This is a genomic window from Pseudomonas weihenstephanensis, assembly GCF_016812185.1.
Classification (GTDB): Bacteria; Pseudomonadota; Gammaproteobacteria; order Pseudomonadales; family Pseudomonadaceae; genus Aquipseudomonas; species Aquipseudomonas weihenstephanensis.
In genome coordinates, this window is record NZ_JAAEBV010000001.1 from 1,388,060 (window position 1) to 1,406,807 (window position 18,748).

General features: G+C 56.8%; 20 protein-coding genes. 4 read left to right on the top strand and 16 right to left on the bottom strand.

Translation table 11 applies throughout. The annotated features are described in order from the left end of the window. Nucleotides 1-44: 44 nt before the first annotated feature. Both pgeF and rluD read right to left on the bottom strand, forming a co-directional pair. Nucleotides 45-779: a peptidoglycan editing factor PgeF gene (gene pgeF / locus GYN01_RS06295; protein ID WP_048401363.1), complete on the bottom strand. Its 735-nt coding sequence runs from the start codon at nucleotides 777-779 to the stop codon at nucleotides 45-47. Continuing rightward, on the bottom strand, nucleotides 776-1,738 hold the full coding sequence (rluD, locus tag GYN01_RS06300) for a 23S rRNA pseudouridine(1911/1915/1917) synthase RluD (RefSeq protein ID WP_048363011.1): 963 nt from the start codon (nucleotides 1,736-1,738) through the stop codon (nucleotides 776-778). The genes pgeF and rluD overlap by 4 nt, the downstream gene beginning before the upstream one ends. Nucleotides 1,739-1,886: 148 nt before the next feature. Here rluD and GYN01_RS06305 point away from each other — a divergent pair, with 148 nt between their 5' ends. After that, nucleotides 1,887-2,900: an outer membrane protein assembly factor BamD gene (locus GYN01_RS06305; protein ID WP_048401365.1), complete on the top strand. Its 1,014-nt coding sequence runs from the start codon at nucleotides 1,887-1,889 to the stop codon at nucleotides 2,898-2,900. A gap of 118 nt (nucleotides 2,901-3,018) precedes the next feature. Beyond that, the gene (locus GYN01_RS06310) at nucleotides 3,019-3,246 is read left to right on the top strand and encodes a PP0621 family protein (protein ID WP_048401367.1); all 228 of its coding nucleotides are present in this window, start codon (nucleotides 3,019-3,021) and stop codon (nucleotides 3,244-3,246) included. Nucleotides 3,247-3,568: 322 nt separating this feature from the next. On the opposite strand, the gene thiO is transcribed toward GYN01_RS06310, so the two are convergent. Genes thiO through pilV form a run of 5 tightly spaced genes read right to left on the bottom strand, consistent with a single transcriptional unit; the run spans nucleotide 3,569 to nucleotide 6,830 of the window. Next, nucleotides 3,569-4,669, bottom strand: coding sequence for a glycine oxidase ThiO (gene thiO / locus GYN01_RS06315; protein ID WP_203306742.1), 1,101 nt, complete (start codon nucleotides 4,667-4,669; stop codon nucleotides 3,569-3,571). Between the two features lie 32 nt (nucleotides 4,670-4,701). Then, nucleotides 4,702-5,103, bottom strand: coding sequence for a type IV pilin protein (locus GYN01_RS06320; RefSeq protein WP_048401372.1), 402 nt, complete (start codon nucleotides 5,101-5,103; stop codon nucleotides 4,702-4,704). 10 nt (nucleotides 5,104-5,113) lie between these two features. Next, a complete protein-coding gene (locus GYN01_RS06325) occupies nucleotides 5,114-5,656 on the bottom strand; it encodes a pilus assembly PilX family protein (protein WP_238936081.1) in 543 nt (180 codons plus the stop codon). Between the two features lie 9 nt (nucleotides 5,657-5,665). Continuing rightward, nucleotides 5,666-6,361, bottom strand: coding sequence for a PilW family protein (locus GYN01_RS06330; protein WP_048362465.1), 696 nt, complete (start codon nucleotides 6,359-6,361; stop codon nucleotides 5,666-5,668). Further along, complete coding sequence (gene pilV, locus GYN01_RS06335) at nucleotides 6,348-6,830, bottom strand: type IV pilus modification protein PilV (protein WP_048362464.1); 483 nt, start codon at nucleotides 6,828-6,830, stop codon at nucleotides 6,348-6,350. Before pilV ends, GYN01_RS06330 begins: the two co-directional genes overlap by 14 nt. Before the next feature lie 247 nt (nucleotides 6,831-7,077). Here pilV and GYN01_RS06340 point away from each other — a divergent pair, with 247 nt between their 5' ends. Then, nucleotides 7,078-7,599, top strand: coding sequence for a GspH/FimT family pseudopilin (locus GYN01_RS06340; protein WP_338053140.1), 522 nt, complete (start codon nucleotides 7,078-7,080; stop codon nucleotides 7,597-7,599). Here GYN01_RS06340 and ispH read toward each other — a convergent pair. The 6 genes from ispH to murJ all read right to left on the bottom strand — a co-directional run bounded on the left by ispH (nucleotide 7,596) and on the right by murJ (nucleotide 14,986). Next, nucleotides 7,596-8,543, bottom strand: a complete 948-nt coding sequence (gene ispH / locus GYN01_RS06345; RefSeq protein ID WP_048362462.1) for a 4-hydroxy-3-methylbut-2-enyl diphosphate reductase — start codon at nucleotides 8,541-8,543, stop codon at nucleotides 7,596-7,598. The genes GYN01_RS06340 and ispH overlap by 4 nt on opposite strands. Before the next feature lie 66 nt (nucleotides 8,544-8,609). Next, a complete protein-coding gene (locus tag GYN01_RS06350; RefSeq protein ID WP_048362461.1) occupies nucleotides 8,610-9,047 on the bottom strand; it encodes an FKBP-type peptidyl-prolyl cis-trans isomerase in 438 nt (145 codons plus the stop codon). Next, entirely contained in the window at nucleotides 9,040-9,558 is a 519-nt protein-coding gene (gene lspA / locus GYN01_RS06355; RefSeq protein ID WP_048401377.1) for a signal peptidase II, read from the bottom strand. Before lspA ends, GYN01_RS06350 begins: the two co-directional genes overlap by 8 nt. Next, the gene (gene ileS / locus GYN01_RS06360; protein WP_048401379.1) at nucleotides 9,551-12,382 is read right to left on the bottom strand and encodes an isoleucine--tRNA ligase; all 2,832 of its coding nucleotides are present in this window, start codon (nucleotides 12,380-12,382) and stop codon (nucleotides 9,551-9,553) included. Before ileS ends, lspA begins: the two co-directional genes overlap by 8 nt. Further along, nucleotides 12,379-13,329 carry a bifunctional riboflavin kinase/FAD synthetase gene (ribF, locus tag GYN01_RS06365; RefSeq protein ID WP_048362458.1) on the bottom strand — a complete coding sequence of 317 codons (951 nt, stop codon included), beginning with the start codon at nucleotides 13,327-13,329 and terminating at the stop codon, nucleotides 12,379-12,381. Before ribF ends, ileS begins: the two co-directional genes overlap by 4 nt. Before the next feature lie 118 nt (nucleotides 13,330-13,447). Further along, a complete protein-coding gene (gene murJ / locus GYN01_RS06370; protein ID WP_048362457.1) occupies nucleotides 13,448-14,986 on the bottom strand; it encodes a murein biosynthesis integral membrane protein MurJ in 1,539 nt (512 codons plus the stop codon). A 251-nt stretch (nucleotides 14,987-15,237) separates the two neighbouring features. Between murJ and rpsT the strand changes: the two genes are divergently transcribed. Next, nucleotides 15,238-15,516, top strand: coding sequence for a 30S ribosomal protein S20 (gene rpsT / locus GYN01_RS06375; RefSeq protein WP_003443902.1), 279 nt, complete (start codon nucleotides 15,238-15,240; stop codon nucleotides 15,514-15,516). A gap of 140 nt (nucleotides 15,517-15,656) precedes the next feature. Here the strand turns inward: rpsT and GYN01_RS06380 are convergent, their stop codons facing one another. The 3 genes from GYN01_RS06380 to cgtA all read right to left on the bottom strand — a co-directional run bounded on the left by GYN01_RS06380 (nucleotide 15,657) and on the right by cgtA (nucleotide 18,600). Beyond that, the gene (locus GYN01_RS06380; RefSeq protein ID WP_048362456.1) at nucleotides 15,657-16,118 is read right to left on the bottom strand and encodes a CreA family protein; all 462 of its coding nucleotides are present in this window, start codon (nucleotides 16,116-16,118) and stop codon (nucleotides 15,657-15,659) included. 13 nt (nucleotides 16,119-16,131) lie between these two features. Next, entirely contained in the window at nucleotides 16,132-17,250 is a 1,119-nt protein-coding gene (gene proB, locus GYN01_RS06385; protein ID WP_048401556.1) for a glutamate 5-kinase, read from the bottom strand. A gap of 123 nt (nucleotides 17,251-17,373) precedes the next feature. Then, a complete protein-coding gene (gene cgtA / locus GYN01_RS06390) occupies nucleotides 17,374-18,600 on the bottom strand; it encodes an Obg family GTPase CgtA (protein ID WP_048362455.1) in 1,227 nt (408 codons plus the stop codon). Between the last annotated feature and the right edge of the window lie 148 nt (nucleotides 18,601-18,748).

Genomic DNA, 18,748 nt, shown 5'->3' on the forward strand with positions numbered 1-18,748 from the left:
GCGGGCAATTCTGGGAGTTTCAAGCGTAAGACGAATGACGCAGATCAGCGTGGGGATGATTCGATCCAGACCAGTGATGCGAAACGGCCAGTACGAGGACTGCGCCGGTAGGAATAAAAGCGTGGGTCGGTGACCGTACAAAAGCCGCCACCATAGACCGCAGTGATACCGCAGCGTGCCAACCGCAGGCGCGCCAGCGCGTAAATGTCAGCCATAAAGCGCCCGGCGTTGATGCTGGGTACAAACGCTGTGCCAGCGTGAGGCATGTCCTCTATAAAGACGTCACGCACCTCGGCACCGACTTCAAAGGCTCTCGGGCCGATGGCAGGCCCCAGCCAGACCAATATGTCACAAGGTTCAACATTGAGGCTTAAAGCTGCGGCTTCAAGGACACCTGCGGCCAACCCCCGCCACCCCGCATGCGCGGCCGCCACGCGGGTGCCGGCACGGTCGCAGAACAGTGCAGGCAAACAGTCGGCGGTCATCACCGTACAGGCGATACCTGGCATAGCCGTCCAGCTGGCGTCAGCCTCGACAATCTGCTGCGGATCGGCAGGCGCGACGACAACCCCGTGAACCTGGCTGAGCCAAGCGGGCTGCACATCGAAAATTTGGGTCAGGCGCTGGCGGTTATGTGCGACGGCAACGGGGTCGTCGCCAACATGATCGCCCAGATTGAAGCTGTCGAACGGCGCCACACTGACACCGTTCGCACGGGTGGTCACGCAGGCCCTGATGCCTGCCGGCGCTGGCCAGTCAGGAATCAGGAAGGTGTTCATCCGATGAACGCCTCGCGGTCTTGCTTGAGCAGGGTCAGCAACCAGACAAAGTCGTCTGGCAATGGTGATTCCCAGCTCATGCGCTTACCGGTCGTCGGATGATCCAACTCAAGGAAGCGTGCGTGCAGGGCTTGGCGCGGAAAGTTTTTCAGCGACTCGACCATGGTCACACTGGCTGCCGGCGGGATGCGGAAGCGACCGCCGTAGGCAGGGTCTCCGACCAACGGGAAGTTAATGTGAGACATATGCACACGAATCTGGTGCGTACGCCCGGTTTCCAGCTTGACCCGCACATGCGTGTGGGAACGGAAGCGCTCAAGCACGCGGTAATGACTCACCGCCTGTTTACCGCCTTCCATTACCGCCATGCGCTGGCGTTGCTGCCCGTGACGGCCGATGGGCGCGTCGATCTTGCCCCCGGCGGTGACGACACCGATAACAATGCACTCATAGATCCGGCTGACACTGCGGCTTTGCAACTGGGTGACCAGCTGCGTCTGCGCCTGGATGGTCTTGGCGACCACCATCAGACCGGTGGTGTCTTTGTCCAGACGGTGCACGATCCCCGCACGCGGCACATTGACAATGTCCGGTACGTGATGGAGCAACGCATTGAGCAAAGTGCCATCGGCATGCCCGGCAGCCGGGTGCACCACCAGGCCCGCAGGCTTGTTGATGACCAGGATTTCATCGTCTTCGTAAACGATGTCCAGGGGGATGTCTTGGGCGACCCACTCACCCTGGGCTTCCTGCTCGGCAGTCAGCTCCAGGATGGCACCACCGTGCACGATGTCACGGGGACGTATGACGCCTCCGTCCACAGTGAGGCGGCCGTCCTTGATCCAGGCGGAAAGGCGCGAGCGCGAGTGCTCAGCGAATAATTGTGCGGCGACTTGATCGAGGCGTTGGCCGCCCAATTCGGACGGCACCTCTGCGCGAAGTAGTATTTTCTCGGACATGCTCATCAGGACGGCGCCAAGCCTTTGGTTTCGGCTGCGCGCTTGTGGTTAAATACGGCGTCTTTTGCCCCGAGGCTTTTCACGGGGCGCTCATCATAACAGGACGGCCTCGCCCAAGACAGCGGCCGTCATAGGGACGCAAGCCGCCATGCAAGTGAGACACCTGCTGCTGATCGCCATCCTCGCACTGACCGCCGCTTGCTCGTCGACAAAGGAAGTCGTTGACGAAAACCTCAGCGAAGTCGAGCTGTACCAGCAGGCACAGGCCGATCTGGACAACCACAGCTATACCAGTGCAACCGCCAAACTGAAGGCGCTTGAGTCACGCTACCCGTTCGGACGTTACGCCGACCAGGCTCAGCTTGAACTGATCTATGCCTACTATAAAAACTCCGAACCGGAAGCTGCAAAGTCTGCCGCAGAGCGTTTTATTCGTCTGCACCCCCAGCATCCGAACGTTGATTACGCCTATTACCTTAAAGGCTTGACCTCGTTTGACCAGGACGTTGGCCTGCTGGCACGCTTTCTGCCGCTGGACATGACCAAGCGTGACCCGGGTGCTGCCCGCGACTCTTATAACGAGTTCGCCCAGCTCACCAGCCGTTTTCCCAACAGCCGTTACGCGCCAGACGCCAAGCAGCGCATGATTTATCTGCGTAACCTGCTGGCAGCGTACGAAATCCACGTAGCTCACTACTACCTGACGCGTCAGGCGTATGTAGCCTCGGCTAACCGTGGCCGTTATGTGGTTGAGAACTTCCAGGAAACCCCTTCGGTGGCTGACGGCCTGGCGGTAATGGTTGAGTCTTATCAGCGTCTGCACCTCGACAAGCTGGCGGACACCAGCCTTGAAGTGCTCAAGGACAACTACCCGAACCACGCAAGCCTGGTTGACGGTCAGTTCGTACCGCAAGTGTCCGAGTCGGACAACCGTTCGTGGTTGAGCAAGGCGACGCTTGGGCTGATCGAGTCCAGCACACCACTGCCACCGGGTGAAACCCGCGCCAACCAAGACGTGCAGAAACAGTTTCAGGATGCAAAAGATGCAATCCCTGCTGAACTGAAACCAAAAGATGCTGATGGCAACATCATCGAAGAGCCAGAAACGGAAACTAACAGCCGTTCGTGGTTCAGCTACATGACCCTTGGTCTTTTCGACTGATCGTCAATGCATCCAAAAAGAGTCCTTCGGGACTCTTTTTTTTGCGCTGCATTTGATGCTGGGCGCTTACCCGGTCCTTGGCTAAACTGGCGCATCTTTTCTCGAATAGCGAATAACCATGTTTCGTTTACTGTTCTGGGCGGCTCTGATTGCTGCGGGCGTGTGGTTCTGGCGTAAATACAAGGCCAGCCTCGCAGCCACTAAAAAGCCTGTCGATCCTGGCGCTATGCCAATGGTGCGTTGCGCTCATTGCGGCGTGCACTTGCCACGTGACCGCGCCTTGAGTCAGCAGCAAGAGTGGTATTGCACCCAAAGCCATCTGGAACAAGGCCCGGGCAAGCGCTGATTGGTTTCGCCTGGCGCAGCCAAACCCTGTAGGTGCTGACGAGTAACACGAGGCTGTGATCGGCGGCAACGTCCTCGTGAAGCCATTCAACCCGGCGATTCAGACATATCGCAGTCATCGGGTTTACGAGCGCTGCGCACTCGATCGCAGCCTCGTACCTCGGCAGCGACTACAAAAAACGCCAAGGTGTAGCCGCTGACGAGTCGCACGAGGCTGTGATCGGCGGCAACGTCGTCGTGAAGCCATTCAACCCGGTGATTCAGACATATCGCAGTCATCGGGTTTACGAGCGCTGCCTCGTGCATCGACAGCGCCCACACGATTAAACTCGCCCCTGAGGTGCGTACGGGGCAGGGTCGATGATGGGGGTTCGCCCCAATAACAAGTCGGCAAATAACTGGCAAGAAGCCGGTGCCAATACCAGCCCGTTTCGGTAGTGCCCGCAATTCAACCACAAGCCTTCAAAGCCTGGTAGCCGGCCAATATAGGGTATGCCTTCGGGCGAACCTGGCCGCAAGCCGGCCCAATGCGCCACAGGCTGGGCATCGGCCAACGCAGGGATCAGCTCCACGGCCGATGCTTTCAGGCTTTCAAGTGCCGACTCGGTAGGCGTTTTATCAAAGCCTTCGTGCTCCAAGGTGCTACCAATCAAAATATGTCCGTCACGACGCGGTATTGCATAGCGCCCTTTGGCCAACACCATGCACGACAAGAAATCAGACGAGCATTTGTACAAAATCATCTGACCTTTCACAGGTTCTACGGGCAACTCAAGATTCAAGATTTTGAGAAGTTCGCCACTCCAGGCACCTGCGGCCAATACCACTTCATCGCCAAGAATCGGACCTTGAGCCGTGTCGACCCCTTTGATGGTTGTGCCATCAAGAATAAAACCCTGTACCTCACACTGCTCATGAATGGTCACATTGGGCATCGCCAGCAGCGCTGCCTTAAGCGACTTAACAAGACGCGGGTTACGCACATTAGCCACGTCTTTCATATAGATGGCGCGAGAAAAACCACGACCCAACACAGGCACACGACTTTCAACCGATGAAATATCCACCGCACTCAGCGGCCTGCCTTCACGCTCAGCCCATGCCAACGCCTGCGCTTCATCATCCAGGTCCAGCCAGTACAAACCCGTTGTATGAACTTCAGGATCGACGCCAGTAGAGGCAAACAAGCGCTCAGCCAAACGAGGATAAAAATCTTGCGACCAGTGAGCCAACGCCGTGACCGCTGGGGTGTAGCGCCAAGGGTAAAGCGGCGAAACAATGCCCCCGCCCGCCCATGAAGACTCCTGCCCAACGGTGTTGCGGTCCAACAAAGTCACCTGTTCAACGTCGGCGGCCAGATTAAACGCCGTTAACAGGCCTATCACCCCGCCTCCAACAATCACCACCCGTTTCTGCCTACCCATCTATCCATCCAGCCCATCATCAAAATAAAGTGTCAGCGCCCCCAACACTGCTGCGGTGTGAGGTTCGGGGCGGCCTGGGTTATCGAGGTTAAACCGGTATGCGTCAGCGTGAAATCTCCACACGGGTCGGTTGCCATCGCAAAACCTTGCTTACGTATAGCGCTCAACACAAACCCGTGATCAGCAAGATTCGACGCAATGTTGTAGTGCTCATTGCCCTCACTGAGTGCTTGCATGCCGCTATATAACCCGTTTTTCGTATAAAAACGCTCTAGACTTTGGGCTTGCTCTGACAGGAGTACGACAATTTGAGCGCGATACGCGCGCTTCACATAATCGTTGTAGAGCGGGTAAACGAAAGCTCCAAGGATACCGATGATCGTCACCGCGATCATCAATTCGATCAAGGTGAAACCTGCATCAGGTCTAAACATTGCGCATTTCCTATTGAATCTGTCGCCACATGCTCCGGCGAAAGCTCTGAAGTGCAGGCATTCCAACGCCTTCGTCCGAGGTTTGATAACGGGCGTAAATAGTTTCTAGCACTGTGCGCGACTGACCTCGCAATCCAATCCCGCTAACGCGGTACAGATGGGTAGAGCCTCCCGCTGATGAACCCAGCGCTTCGCTGCTACGCCCCAGGAATTGGATGCCATACAAACCATCGGCCACGCGCACCCAATTCACCCCCGATTGCGCATCAATACCGGGCGAGAGGCGTGTTTTCACCTCAGAAGGCGGAGCGCAGTGCGCTATCGAAACGCATTCGGCCATCTCGGCCCACTGCATGTGAAGCCACGATTCCCCGGTGCGCAATGCACTTTCAGCGACCTGAAAAGATTGATGAGCGAGCCGCACACTGCCTGCCATTTTTTCCTGCTGCCCGGCATTTTCGAGTGCGCCAAGCCCCATCAGGCTAAGCAGCATCAAAAAAATCAGACTGACCAATAAGGCCATGCCTTTTTGTGTACGTGAGCCCAGCGCCATACCCCTGCCCTATCCCAGTCGATTACGTATGGCGACCACCACATGGTAAGCCTGGTCTTTGACACGCAACTTGGGGTCTCTCATTGTCAGCGCGATACGCACACTGCGAATACGTGAAGGGTCCGCAGGGCTGGACTCGTAGTGCACAACGGGCTGCGTCTCTCTGGAGCTGGACATACCAAAACTCACATCGAACGCCGCTACATTGTCCAAAAGTACTGACTTGGTAAGCCCGGTTTTCAATTGGCCTTGTTCAAACAGGTAAACAACCTGACGTATAGGGAGGCCAATTTCCCCTGGGGCTAAGGCCAATTGCGCACCCGAAAATGCCTGAGCGCGGTTTTTACAATCTGTAACGACGGTCCAGTCAGGCTTGCCGGAAGTAAGCCCCACATCCGCGCTGATCATATGCAGCGCACCTGCCCTCACAGTTCCGCTCCAGAAGATCGGCGTTTTAAACGCTAAAGGCGCATCGATAATCCGCTCGCTCGGCAGGCAACCGAACATGCCGGCCATACGGACTTCCTGAGCAATTTTGCTCAATACATACCGGGCGTCTTCCTGTAATTGGGCGGATGCACCTTGTGCTAAATAGCTCCCACGGGCGCTCAAAAATATCTGAGTCATGCCCAACACCAGCAGCAAGCCCAACGCCATCGCGACCGTCAGCTCGATCAAGCCGAAGCCTGCGTCAGACTTGCTCATGGCTTGGCACCGAATGCTGAAGCAGCAACTGGCTGCGCAGGGTGAATGACTGAAAAGCGCCATCCAGCCCTTCTGCACGCGAATCATCCCATTCCAGGTGAATGGTCACTTGCTGCTCGCTGACCGAAATAGCGCCCCGCGCACTGTCACCCGCAAATTGACGGATGTTGCGCTTGAACTCATTCAGATCCTGTCCCGCGACGTTGGTGGCACTGATGCCGTGATTGGTGGCCGTCAACGCCGAGGTACGATAATCACCCGCCGAATTGGCCCGTATGCGGTCCAACATGTCATACGCGATAAAACTGGCCTGAGTGCTCATCAGCGCGCTGTCGACGTATTTCAACGCTTTGATTTGAGCGCCTGCCGCCCCTAAAAGACCAACACTTAAAATCAGCGTGGCAATCAAGACTTCAATCAAGGTCATGCCCGCTTGTGGGTGTTTGTTACAACGCCGCATCACATTCATCCTTGAGGATTGACCGAGGCGACACGTCCTGTGTCGTCATGCCAAAAGCCTAGCCTTGAGTTCACAGCACACAGACGGGACACGACTGAAGCTGATGAAGGCTTTTTCGCTGCAATACGTAAGCCGCAGCCACGCTAAAAGCCCTAAACATGGCGCAATGATTGGCACCGGCAAAAAGACCGGAGGCAGCCAGACACCCAGCTATACCTAGGACTGATCAGGGCATTGAGTTTCAGGGAGGGTAAACGTGTACCAACAAGGCATGAGCCTGATTCAGTTGCTGCTTACGTTGTCGATATTGGCCATTACGGCCCAATTTGCCAGTCCGGCCTACAACACACTCATAGAGCAGCAACGACGCCAAACCCTTGCGCAAGAGCTGACCAGCAGCCTGCGCAAAGCCCGCAGTGAAGCGTTAATACGCCATCAATCTGTAGTGATCCATGCACTGGACGAGAATTGGAGCAAGGGCTGGAGAGTGGTTCTGGACGTCAGCGGTCAAGGGCATACCGATGTAAACAATCCAGTGCTCACCGAAAGACACACCGGCCTGCACGTTCTGATAGCCGGGAATTCACCCGTCAAACACTACGTGCGGTTTAACCCGCTCGGCGAGCCCGTGCTGAATGCCGGGGCATTTCAAGCGGGGACACTGCATGTGTGTCACACAAAAGAGGCGCTGAGCCACTATCAGATAGTGCTCGCGAAAAGCGGGAGAATCAGCCTGCGCAACCAGATGGCGGCGCAAGCATTGTGCGAAGAGGCTTAAGTGATGGAGCGAACCCGCAGCTCTTTGGGCATGGAGAACGTAATGTTCTCTTCGCGCCCAGCCAACTCATCGGCGCCGGTCGCACCCCAAGCGTGCAATTGTTGAATTACCCCGCGTACCAACACTTCGGGCGCCGAGGCGCCTGCGGTGATGCCAATGCGCTGGACGCCATCGAACCAGCTTTTTTTCAGGTCTTCGGCGCCGTCGATCAGATAGGCCGGCGTGGCCATGCGCTCAGCCAGTTCACGCAGGCGGTTGGAGTTGGAGCTGTTCGGGCTGCCCACCACCAACACCACGTCGCATTCATCTGCCAACTGCTTTACAGCGTCCTGACGGTTTTGCGTGGCGTAGCAAATGTCATCCTTACGCGGGCCGCCGATGGCCGGGAAGCGTGTACGCAAGGCATCGATCACACGACTGGTATCGTCCATCGACAAAGTGGTCTGGGTCACGAACGCCAGTTTTTCCGGGTTATGCACCTGCAGCTCGGCCACGTCTTTTTCGTCTTCAACCAGATAGATCGCACCGCCATTGCTGGCGTCGTACTGCCCCATCGTGCCTTCAACTTCAGGGTGCCCGGCATGCCCGATCAGGATGCATTCGCGGCCGTCGCGGCTGTAGCGCGCCACCTCGATATGTACCTTGGTGACCAACGGGCAGGTCGCGTCGAACACTTTAAGGCCACGCCCTGCGGCTTCGGTGCGTACAGCCTGGGAAACGCCGTGTGCACTGAAAATCACAATCACGTCGTCTGGCACTTGGTCCAGCTCTTCGACGAAGATCGCGCCACGGGAGCGCAGGTCTTCGACCACAAATTTGTTGTGCACCACTTCGTGGCGTACGTAGATAGGCGGACCGAAAACTTCCAGAGCGCGATTGACGATCTCAATCGCTCGGTCCACCCCGGCGCAAAAACCACGGGGGTTGGCGAGTTTGATGTGCATGCTAGGCCTCGTGGGACGCGCAGAAAAATAATGCCAAACAGGCCCGGCCGCAGCCGGGCACTGGATTTACAGCGCTTTGACGTCTTTGATATCCACTTCGAAAGTCAGGGTTTTACCTGCCAGCGGGTGGTTGAAATCAATGGTGACCTGCTCGTCGTCAAAGGCTTTGACCACGCCGGGCAACTCGGTGTTAGCCGCATCGTTAAAAATCACCAGCAAACCTTCGGACAGCTCCATGTCCTTGAACTGCGATCGCGGGATGATTTGCACGTTTTGCGGGTTGGGCTGGCCGAACGCGTTCTCTGGAAGGATCTCCAGGGTGCGTACGTCACCGGCCTTGAAGCCGAAAATAGCGGCCTCAAAACCTGGCAACAGGTTGCCATCACCGACCTTGAAGGTTGCAGGGGATTTGTCGAACGTACTGTCGACGGTGTCGCCATTCTCCAGGCGTAAAGCGAAATGCAGGGTGACTTCCGTGTTCTGGCCAATACGAGGCTCAGTCATGAACGGGTTCTCCGGACTTTTTACTTTTGAACATATCCAGTGCCAGCATCACGGCGCCTACACAAATCGCACTGTCAGCGAAGTTGAATGCAGGGAAGTACCAGCGATTTTGCCAGTGCACCAGAATGAAATCGATCACATGGCCGTAAGCAATGCGGTCATACAAGTTACCCAACGCGCCGCCCAGAATCAGGGCCAGCGCAATGGCTAGCCACGTGTCATCACGCCCCAGACGCTTGAGCCAGACCACCAGCACGGCACTGACCACGACGGCGATCAGGGCAAACAGCCAACGCTGCCAGCCTGCGCTGTCAGCCAGAAAGCTGAAAGCGGCGCCAGTGTTGTAGGCCAAAGTCCAACTGAAGTAGTCAGGGATGATGACGATCTGTTGGTACATCTGTAATGCGCCGTCGAAATAGACCTTGCTGGCCTGGTCAATGACCAGAACCAGCAGGGTCAACCACAGCCAGCCCAGGCGCCCGAAGCGCCCGGCAGTGCGGGTGTTAGGCATAGTGACGTACCTCGCCCGCGCCGCTGATGTTGTCTACGCAACGACCGCAGATTTCCGGGTGCTGTGGATCAATACCCACGTCTTCACGGCAATGCCAGCAACGCGCGCACTTGGCGTGAGCGGACTTGACCACTTTGAGCTTGAGGCCCGCCACTTCAGTGATCACTGCATCTGCCGGAGCCGATGCAAACGGCGCGACACTGGCCGTGGAGGTGATCAGCACGAAGCGCAGTTCGTTGCTCAGTTTGGTCAGGTCGGCGGCCAATTCATCTTCGGCGAACAAGGTGACTTCAGCCTGCAAGTTGCCGCCAATGGCTTTGGCCGCGCGCAGGTTTTCCATCTCTTTGTTGACCGCCACTTTGACTGCCATGATCCGTTCCCAGTAGGCACGGCCCAACTCAGTGCCTTCTGGCATTTCGCTCAGGCCCTGGTACCAGGTATTGAGCATTACGGATTCGTTGCGCTCGCCCGGCAGGTATTGCCACAACTCGTCGGCGGTGAAGGCCAGGATCGGAGCGATCCAGCGCACCAGCGCTTCAGAGATGTGGAACAGTGCGGTCTGGCACGAACGACGGGCCTTGCTGTTGGCGCCCGTGGTGTATTGACGGTCCTTGATGATGTCGAGGTAGAAACCGCCCAGCTCTTGCACGCAGAAGTTGTGCACTTTGGAGTACACGTTCCAGAAGCGGTATTCACCGTAGTGAAGTTCCAGCTCGCGTTGCAGCAAGAGTGCGCGGTCAACCGCCCAACGATCCAGTGCCAGCATTTCTTCAGCCGGCAAGATGTCAGTGGCCGGGTTGAAACCAGTCAGGTTCGACAGCAGGAAGCGTGCGGTGTTACGGATACGGCGGTAGGCATCCGCGCTACGTTGCAGGATCTGGTCGGACACAGCGATCTCGCCCGAGTAGTCGGTCGATGCCACCCACAGACGCATGATGTCAGCGCCCAGGGTATCGTTGACTTTCTGCGGTGCAATCACGTTGCCCAACGACTTGGACATCTTGCGACCGGCTTCGTCCACGGTGAAGCCGTGGGTCAGCAGTTCGCGGTACGGCGCGTGGTTGTCGATGGCGCAACCGGTCAGCAAGGAGGAGTGGAACCAGCCACGGTGCTGGTCGGAACCTTCAAGGTAGAGATCGGCACGCGGACCGGTTTCATGGCCCATTGGGTGCGAACCGCGCAGGACGTGCCAGTGCGTGGTGCCCGAATCGAACCACACGTCCAGCGTGTCGCAGATTTTGTCGTACAGCGGTGCTTCGTCGCCCAGCAGCTCGGCAGCGTCCATCTTGAACCAGGCTTCAATGCCTTCCAGCTCAACGCGCTTGGCCACTTCTTCCATCATTTCGACGGTACGCGGGTGCAGCTCGCCGCTTTCCTTGTTCAGGAAGAACGGGATCGGTACGCCCCAGTTGCGCTGACGCGAGATGCACCAGTCGGGGCGGTTGGCGATCATCGAATGCAGGCGCGCCTGGCCCCAGGCCGGAACGAACTGGGTGTCTTCAATGGCCTGCAACGCACGGGTGCGCAGGGTGTCGCCGGCAACCGGCTCTTTGTCCATGCCGATGAACCATTGCGCGGTGGCGCGGTAGATCAGCGGGGTCTTGTGACGCCAGCAGTGCATGTAGCTGTGGCTGATGGTTTCGGTAAACATCAGCGAGCCGACTTCAGTCAGCTTGTCGATGATGTTCTGGTTAGCCTTCCAGATGAACTGGCCACCGAAGAACTCCAGCGACGGTACATAAACGCCGTTGCTCTGAACCGGGTTGATGATGTCGTCATTGACCATGCCATACGCTTTGCAGGTCACGAAGTCGTCTACACCGTAAGCCGGTGCGGAGTGAACCACGCCGGTGCCCGCGCCCAGCTCAACGTACTCGGCCAGGTAAACAGGCGACAGACGGTCGTAGAACGGATGACGGAAATTAATCAGCTCCAGCGCAGAACCGGTGGTGGTGGCGATCACCGAACCTTGCAGGTTGTAGCGCGCCAGGCTCGACTCAACCAACTCTTCAGCCAGAACCAGGAACTTGTCACCCACATCGACCAGCGCGTAGGTGAATTCGGGGTGAACGTTGAGCGCCTGGTTGGCCGGGATGGTCCACGGGGTGGTGGTCCAGATCACAATCGACGTCGGCTTGCTCAGGGCTGCCAAACCAAAGGCTTCAGCCAGTTTGGCCTCGTCGGCAACCTGGAAGGCTACGTCGATGGCAGCGGATTTTTTGTCCTGATATTCGACTTCGGCTTCAGCCAGCGCCGAGCCACAGTCAAAACACCAGTTCACAGGCTTGAGGCCCTTGAACACGAAGCCCGCCTTGACGATTTCGGCCAGGGCGCGGATTTCACCGGCTTCGTTCTTGAAGTCCATGGTTTTGTACGGGTTAGCGAAGTCGCCCAGTACACCCAAACGGATAAACTCGGTTTTTTGTCCTTCGATCTGCTCAGTGGCGTAGGCACGGCACAGCTCGCGGGTTTTATCCGCGGGCAGGTTTTTACCGTGAGTCACTTCAACTTTGTGCTCAATCGGCAAACCGTGGCAATCCCAGCCCGGCACGTACGGCGCATCAAAACCCGAGAGGGTTTTGGAACGGATGATCATGTCCTTGAGGATTTTGTTCAGCGCATGACCGATGTGAATCGTGCCGTTGGCGTAGGGAGGACCGTCGTGAAGTACGAACTTCGGACGATCCTTGCCAATCTCGCGCAACTTCCCGTACAGGCCAATGCTGTCCCAGCGCTGCAAAATTTGCGGTTCGCGCTGTGGCAGGCCGGCCTTCATTGGGAAGGCTGTGTCCGGAAGGTTTAGCGTGGCTTTGTAGTCGGTCATTTCAGGCTCTTTTTAAGCGGTTGACCCAGCCAATAGGCTCGGGCGGCGGCGACGTCCGCATTGATCGCCGTCTTGAGCGCCTCCAGAGAGGCAAAACGCTGCTCATCACGCAGCTTGTGGTGGAATGCCACGGTCAGACGCTGGCCATACAAATCGCCAGCGAAATCCAATAGATGTACTTCGAGATGGGCACTGCCATCCCCTGCAACTGATGGCCGTACGCCAATATTGGCGACACCGGGCCACGTTTTTCCGTCGATCTCAACACTGACCAGATACACCCCGGTGAGCGGCACACGACGACGCTTTAACTGAATATTGGCCGTTGGCGTGCCCAATTGGCGCGCCAGTTTTTGCCCATGCAACACGCGTCCGGCAATCTGAAAAGGACGCCCCAACAGACGCTCTGCAAGGGTGAAGTCGGCATTGGCCAACGCGTCACGCACCTTGGTGCTGCTGACTCGCAGGCCATCCAGTTCAACGGTTTGCGCCGCTTCAACAGTAAAGCCCTGCAGGGCGCCTGCCTGTTGCAGGAAGTCAAAATCGCCCACCCGGTCGCAGCCAAAACGGAAGTCGTCACCGACCTCCAGGTGCTGCACACCCAAGCCGTCCACCAGAATCGTGTCCACAAACTCAGCGGCGCTGAGCTTGCTTAAACGCTGGTTGAACGCCAGGCACAGTACGCGATCAACGCCTTCGTCAGCCAGCAACTGCAACTTGTCACGCAAGCGTGCCAAGCGGGCTGGAGCGGTTTCGGGGGCAAAAAATTCGCGCGGCTGCGGTTCAAAAATCACCACGCAGCTGGGCACACCCAACTCCAGTGCACGTTCACGCAGCCGACCCAGGATTGCCTGGTGACCACGGTGTACACCGTCAAAGTTGCCAATAGTGGCGACACAGCCCCGATGTTGGGGCCGCAGATTGTGAAGGCCTCGAACCAGCTGCATAACGCGCTTCTTGCTCATAAAGTGGCCGATTATAACCACACCCAGCCCGCTACAACAGGCAACAGCGCACGGCAAATTCAGTCAATGCGACAAAATAGTCGCCTGACCGACCATTACCCTACATAAGCGACTTGCGGGCGAAATCCTTCAAACGCAAGCCAAGCAACAACAACATACCGAAATAAGCCAGCACGCCCGCGACCACTAACCCGCCCAAACGCAGGAAGCGCTCCAGCATATGACCGTGGTCCCACGCCGGCATCACGTGCATAAGCCCAATCAAAACGCCCGACATCACGGCCACGGCCAGTAACAGCTTGCACAGGTATCGGGTCCAGCCAGGCTGGACCACAAATAGCTGCTGTTTGCGTAACTGCCAAAACAACAGGCCCGCATTGATACACGCCCCCACACTGATTGCCAGCGCCAGGCCTGCGTGCTGCAACGGCACGATGAACACCAGGTTCAGCAATTGGGTGACGATCAAGGTAAACACCGCAATTTTCACCGGCGTACGAATATTTTGTTGAGCGTAAAAGCCGGGGGCCAACACCTTAATCAAGATAATGCCCAGCAAACCGACCGAATACGCCATCAGGGCGCGCTGGGTCATTGCCGCATCCAGCGCACTGAACTCGCCGTACTGGAACAGCGAAACCGTCAGCGGCTCAGCCAGAATCGCCAATGCCAGCGAACACGGCAAAACCAGCACAAAACACAGACGCAGGCCCCAATCGAGAATTCGCGAATACTCTTGACGGTCTTTATTGGCATAGGTTTTGGACAGGGTTGGTAACAGGATCGTACCCAGCGCGACGCCCAAAACACCGGAAGGCAATTCCATCAGGCGATCGGCGTAGTACATCCAGGACACCGAGCCTGCGACCAGAAACGAAGCAAAAATAGTGTTGATGATCAATGAAATCTGGCTGACCGAAACCCCCAGAATGGCGGGCAACATCTGTTTCATGACCCGCCAGACACCGGTATCGCGCAGGTTCAGGCGCGGCAACACCAACATGCCGATTTTTTTCAGGTGCGGTAACTGGAACAGCAACTGTGCCAAACCACCGGCCAATACTGCCCAGCCCAAGGCCATCACGGGCGGATCAAAATAAGGCGTCAGGAACAGCGCGAAAATAATCATGCTGACGTTGAGCAGGGTCGGCACGAAGGCCGGGACCGAAAAACGGTTCCACGTGTTGAGGATCGCACCCGCCAGCGAAGACAGCGAAATCAGCAATATATAAGGGAAGGTGACACGCAGCATGTCACTGGTGAGCTGGAATTTCTCTGGGGTGGTGGCAAAGCCCGGAGCCGTCGCCCAGATCACCCAAGGCGCAGCAATCATGCCTAACGCAGTGACAATTGCCAGTACCAGGGTCAGCAAACCGGCCACATAAGCCACGAAGGTGCGTGTCGCCTCCTCGCCCTGCTGGCTTTTGTACTCCGCCAAAATCGGTACAAAAGCTTGCGAAAATGCGCCCTCGGCGAAGATCCGACGCAGCAGATTAGGCAGTTTAAAGGCGATAAAGAACGCATCCGTGGCCATTCCGGCGCCAAAGGTGCGTGCAATGATCGTGTCTCGAACAAAGCCCAAAACCCTTGAAATCATGGTGATTGAGCTGACGGCAGCCAACGATTTGAGCAAATTCATTGAAAGAGTTTTTGCCTATTAAAGAAAGAGCAGGCGAACAAAGCGTCCACTTATGCGATACTGCGCGCCGCAACAGCACAGAGCCAAGCTCGCGAGTTTACAGGTCAAGCGCCGGAAATAAATCTCCCGTCTCCCTCGATCCACCACTCAGCGGATCGTATCAATCGCCCTTGACAAGCCTTCACGTCATCGGCATGATTCGCGGCCTATTTTGTTTGTTATTTCCTAAAAGTCTTTCGAGGAGCTCGACGGTGGCCAACACACCTTCCGCCAAAAAACGTGCAAAACAGGCTGAGAAGCGTCGCAGCCACAACGCCAGCCTGCGTTCCATGGTTCGTACCTACATCAAGAATGTAGTTAAAGCCATCGACGCAAAAGACGCCGCTAAAGCGCAAGCTGCTTATGTTCTGGCTGTTCCTGTTATCGACCGTATGGCCGATAAAGGCATCATCCACAAGAACAAAGCTGCTCGCCATAAGAGCCGCCTGAATGGCCACGTCAAGGCGTTGAACCTTGCGACTGCCGCTTAAGCGATAAGCTTTTTAAAAAACCGACCTCAGGGTCGGTTTTTTATTGTCCGTAAAAAAGCAGGCGCTGATTCACATTATCGACAGGCATAAAAAAGCTGCGATCAGAGTGCGCCCTGTCGCAGCTTTTTTACTAACCGCCGCTAGCCGTGAGGCCACGGCAGGATCGGGATTGCTGTGACCGCGTTCTGCGGACTGCCTTCGATCAGACGATCGCTGTACACCAGGTACACCAGCGTATTGCGCTTTTTGTCGAGGAAACGCACCACCTGCATGGTCTTGAATACCAACGAGGTGCGCTCCTTGAACACTTCATCGCCGTCTTTCAACTCACCCTTAAAGCTGATCGGACCGGTCTGACGGCATGCAATCGACGCCTCTGCGCGATCTTCCGCCAAACCCAAACCACCTTTCATACCGCCCGTTTTAGCGCGAGACAAGTAGCAGGTAACGCCTTCAACCTTAGGATCATCGAACGCTTCGACCACGATGCGATCATTTGGACCCACCAGCTTGAATACGGTCGACACCGTGCCAATCTCCTCCGCCGATGCCAGCAACGGCATTGCTAGCATCACCCCCAACAACCCCTTGATCAAACGCATACACACCCCACATTCAGACCAAAATCAGATTATCGCGATGAACCAGCTCTGGTTCCGCCATATAACCCAACACGCTGACAATCGCATCTGACGACTGCCCGATAATTTTTTGCGCTTCCGCCGCACTGTAGTTAGCGAGGCCGCGCGCAATTTCTCGCCCGTCCGGCGCCACGCACACCACCATTTCACCGCGGCGAAAACCGCCTTGCACTGCTTTCACGCCCACAGGCAGCAGACTTTTATGACCCTGCAACAAGGCCGCAACCGCACCCTCATCCAGCACTAGCGTGCCGCGCGTCTGGAGATGCCCCGCCAGCCACTGCTTACGCGCTGCGAGCAGTCCGCGCTCAGGTGACAGCAATGTGCCCAGGCGCTCACCTGCCTTCAAACGGTCCAACACGCGCTCCAGACGCCCACCCACGATAATCGTATGCGCCCCGGAGCGCGCAGCCAGTCGCGCAGCACGCAACTTGGTTTGCATGCCACCGCGCCCCAGCGCTCCACCCGTGCCCCCTGCTACCGCATCCAGCGCTGGATCATCAGCACGGGCTTCGTAAATCATTTTGGCATCAGGGTTGTTTCGCGGATCGGCGTCAAACATGCCGTCGCGGTCCGTCAGAATCACCAGCAGATCAGCTTCGACGAGGTTGGCCACCAGCGCCGCCAAGGTGTCGTTATCACCAAAGCGGATCTCATCGGTCACCACGGTGTCGTTTTCATTGATGACCGGGATAACACCCAGCTCAACTAACGCACGCAAAGTGCTGCGGGCATTTAGATAGCGCTTTCGGTCAGACAAATCGTCATGCGTCAGCAGAATTTGCGCTGTGTGACGGGAATGTTCCGCAAAGCTCGACTCCCACGCCTGCACCAAACCCATTTGCCCGATCGCTGCAGCGGCCTGCAGCTCGTGCATGGCACTTGGGCGCACGGTCCAGCCCAGACGACTCATGCCAGCCGCAACCGCGCCTGAAGACACCAGCACCAACTCAACACCCGCTTCGTGCAGGGCGACCATTTGCTCAACCCAAACACCCATTGCCGCACGATCCAGGCCTTTGCCATCAGCTGTCAGCAATGCGCTGCCGATCTTCACAACCCAACGCTGGGCACCCGTCACCTTACTCCGCATCATCATCCAACCTATGCCTGAGAGCAGCGCGACCGAGCGCCACCCATGGAAATTTTTTGATTACCGTTTCGTAGATGCTAAAACGCCGCTCAATTGAGCGGCGCTGTAGTTTACTGCAACAAATCAGTCGCGGACGTAAATGATTTCCGGACCATCTTCGTCATCAACATCTTCTTCGTCCCAGTCATCTTCACCGATGTCATGGACGCTCTTCACGCCACTGCGACGCAGAGCACGCTTGTCATCAAGCGCTTGCAACTGCGCACGTGCTTCGTCTTCGATGCGCTGATCCAGCTCAGCCAGCTCTGCTTTATAAGCAGGGTCATTGGCCAGACGGTCAGCACGATCTTCGAGGTAGCGCATGATGTCGTGGCACAGCTTGTCGGTACCGATTTTGGCAATGGCCGAAATCACATACACAGGGCCTGTCCACTCAAGACGATCCACCACTTCTTTAACGCGTGCATCGTGCTCATCTTGCGGCAACGAATCACACTTGTTCAGCACCAGCCAACGATCACGCTCAGCCAGCGACGGGCTGAACTTGGTCAGCTCGTTAACGATGACTTCAGCAGTATCAGCAGCGCTGTCAGTGCCCTCAACCGGCGCCATGTCGACGAGGTGCAGCAACAGGCGAGTACGTGCCAAGTGCTTGAGGAAGCGAATCCCCAGGCCCGCACCATCCGAAGCCCCTTCGATCAAACCAGGGATGTCAGCAATGACGAAGCTCTTCCAGCGATCAACGCTGACCACGCCCAGGTTAGGCACCAGAGTAGTGAACGGATAATCCGCCACTTTTGGCTTGGCTGCGGACACCGAACGAATAAAGGTACTTTTACCGGCGTTCGGCAAGCCCAGCAGACCAACGTCAGCCAGCACTTTGAGTTCCAGTTTCAGGTCACGTAACTCACCCGGTTTACCCGGCGTGGTTTGGCGCGGCGCACGGTTGGTACTGGACTTGAATCGGGTGTTACCCAGACCGTGCCAGCCACCCTGCACCACCATCAACTTCTGACCCGCCTTGGTCAGGTCGCCAATGACTTCCTGCGTACCTGCATCGATCACCGTGGTGCCGACCGGCACGCGCAGGATCAGGTCCTCGCCCTTGCGGCCAGTGCAATCAGCGCTGCCGCCGTTCGAACCGCGCTCAGCGTCAAAGTGACGGGTGTAACGGTAGTCAACCAGCGTGTTGAGGTTTTCGTCGGCGACCATGAAGATCGAGCCGCCATCACCACCATCACCGCCGTTAGGGCCGCCATTTTCGATGAACTTCTCGCGACGGAAACTCATGCAACCGTTACCACCGTCGCCCGCTTTTACCTTGATCGATACTTCATCAACAAACTTCATAACAAAACGCCTCTCGTCATCAGGACGAGCCGATAAACATAAGACATAAGACTCTTGCAAAAATGAGCGCAGCGACCTCAATCAACGGCCGTTAAATCCAGCGCTGGCAGCCCATACAAACAGTTTTGCAAGAGACTCATCCCACAAA

Excerpts from the sequence above, each read along its gene's own strand:
- pgeF (WP_048401363.1), bottom strand. The coding sequence starts at position 779 with ATGAACACCTTCCTGATTCCTGACTGGCCAGCGCCGGCAGGCATCAGG.
- rluD (WP_048363011.1), bottom strand. The coding sequence starts at position 1,738 with ATGTCCGAGAAAATACTACTTCGCGCAGAGGTGCCGTCCGAATTGGGC.
- GYN01_RS06305 (WP_048401365.1), top strand. The coding sequence starts at position 1,887 with ATGCAAGTGAGACACCTGCTGCTGATCGCCATCCTCGCACTGACCGCC.
- GYN01_RS06310 (WP_048401367.1), top strand. The coding sequence starts at position 3,019 with ATGTTTCGTTTACTGTTCTGGGCGGCTCTGATTGCTGCGGGCGTGTGG.
- thiO (WP_203306742.1), bottom strand. The coding sequence starts at position 4,669 with ATGGGTAGGCAGAAACGGGTGGTGATTGTTGGAGGCGGGGTGATAGGC.
- GYN01_RS06320 (WP_048401372.1), bottom strand. The coding sequence starts at position 5,103 with ATGTTTAGACCTGATGCAGGTTTCACCTTGATCGAATTGATGATCGCG.
- GYN01_RS06325 (WP_238936081.1), bottom strand. The coding sequence starts at position 5,656 with ATGGCGCTGGGCTCACGTACACAAAAAGGCATGGCCTTATTGGTCAGT.
- GYN01_RS06330 (WP_048362465.1), bottom strand. The coding sequence starts at position 6,361 with ATGAGCAAGTCTGACGCAGGCTTCGGCTTGATCGAGCTGACGGTCGCG.
- pilV (WP_048362464.1), bottom strand. The coding sequence starts at position 6,830 with ATGAATGTGATGCGGCGTTGTAACAAACACCCACAAGCGGGCATGACC.
- ispH (WP_048362462.1), bottom strand. The coding sequence starts at position 8,543 with ATGCACATCAAACTCGCCAACCCCCGTGGTTTTTGCGCCGGGGTGGAC.
- GYN01_RS06350 (WP_048362461.1), bottom strand. The coding sequence starts at position 9,047 with ATGACTGAGCCTCGTATTGGCCAGAACACGGAAGTCACCCTGCATTTC.
- lspA (WP_048401377.1), bottom strand. The coding sequence starts at position 9,558 with ATGCCTAACACCCGCACTGCCGGGCGCTTCGGGCGCCTGGGCTGGCTG.
- ileS (WP_048401379.1), bottom strand. The coding sequence starts at position 12,382 with ATGACCGACTACAAAGCCACGCTAAACCTTCCGGACACAGCCTTCCCA.
- ribF (WP_048362458.1), bottom strand. The coding sequence starts at position 13,329 with ATGCAGCTGGTTCGAGGCCTTCACAATCTGCGGCCCCAACATCGGGGC.
- murJ (WP_048362457.1), bottom strand. The coding sequence starts at position 14,986 with ATGAATTTGCTCAAATCGTTGGCTGCCGTCAGCTCAATCACCATGATT.
- GYN01_RS06380 (WP_048362456.1), bottom strand. The coding sequence starts at position 16,118 with ATGCGTTTGATCAAGGGGTTGTTGGGGGTGATGCTAGCAATGCCGTTG.
- proB (WP_048401556.1), bottom strand. The coding sequence starts at position 17,250 with ATGCGGAGTAAGGTGACGGGTGCCCAGCGTTGGGTTGTGAAGATCGGC.
- cgtA (WP_048362455.1), bottom strand. The coding sequence starts at position 18,600 with ATGAAGTTTGTTGATGAAGTATCGATCAAGGTAAAAGCGGGCGACGGT.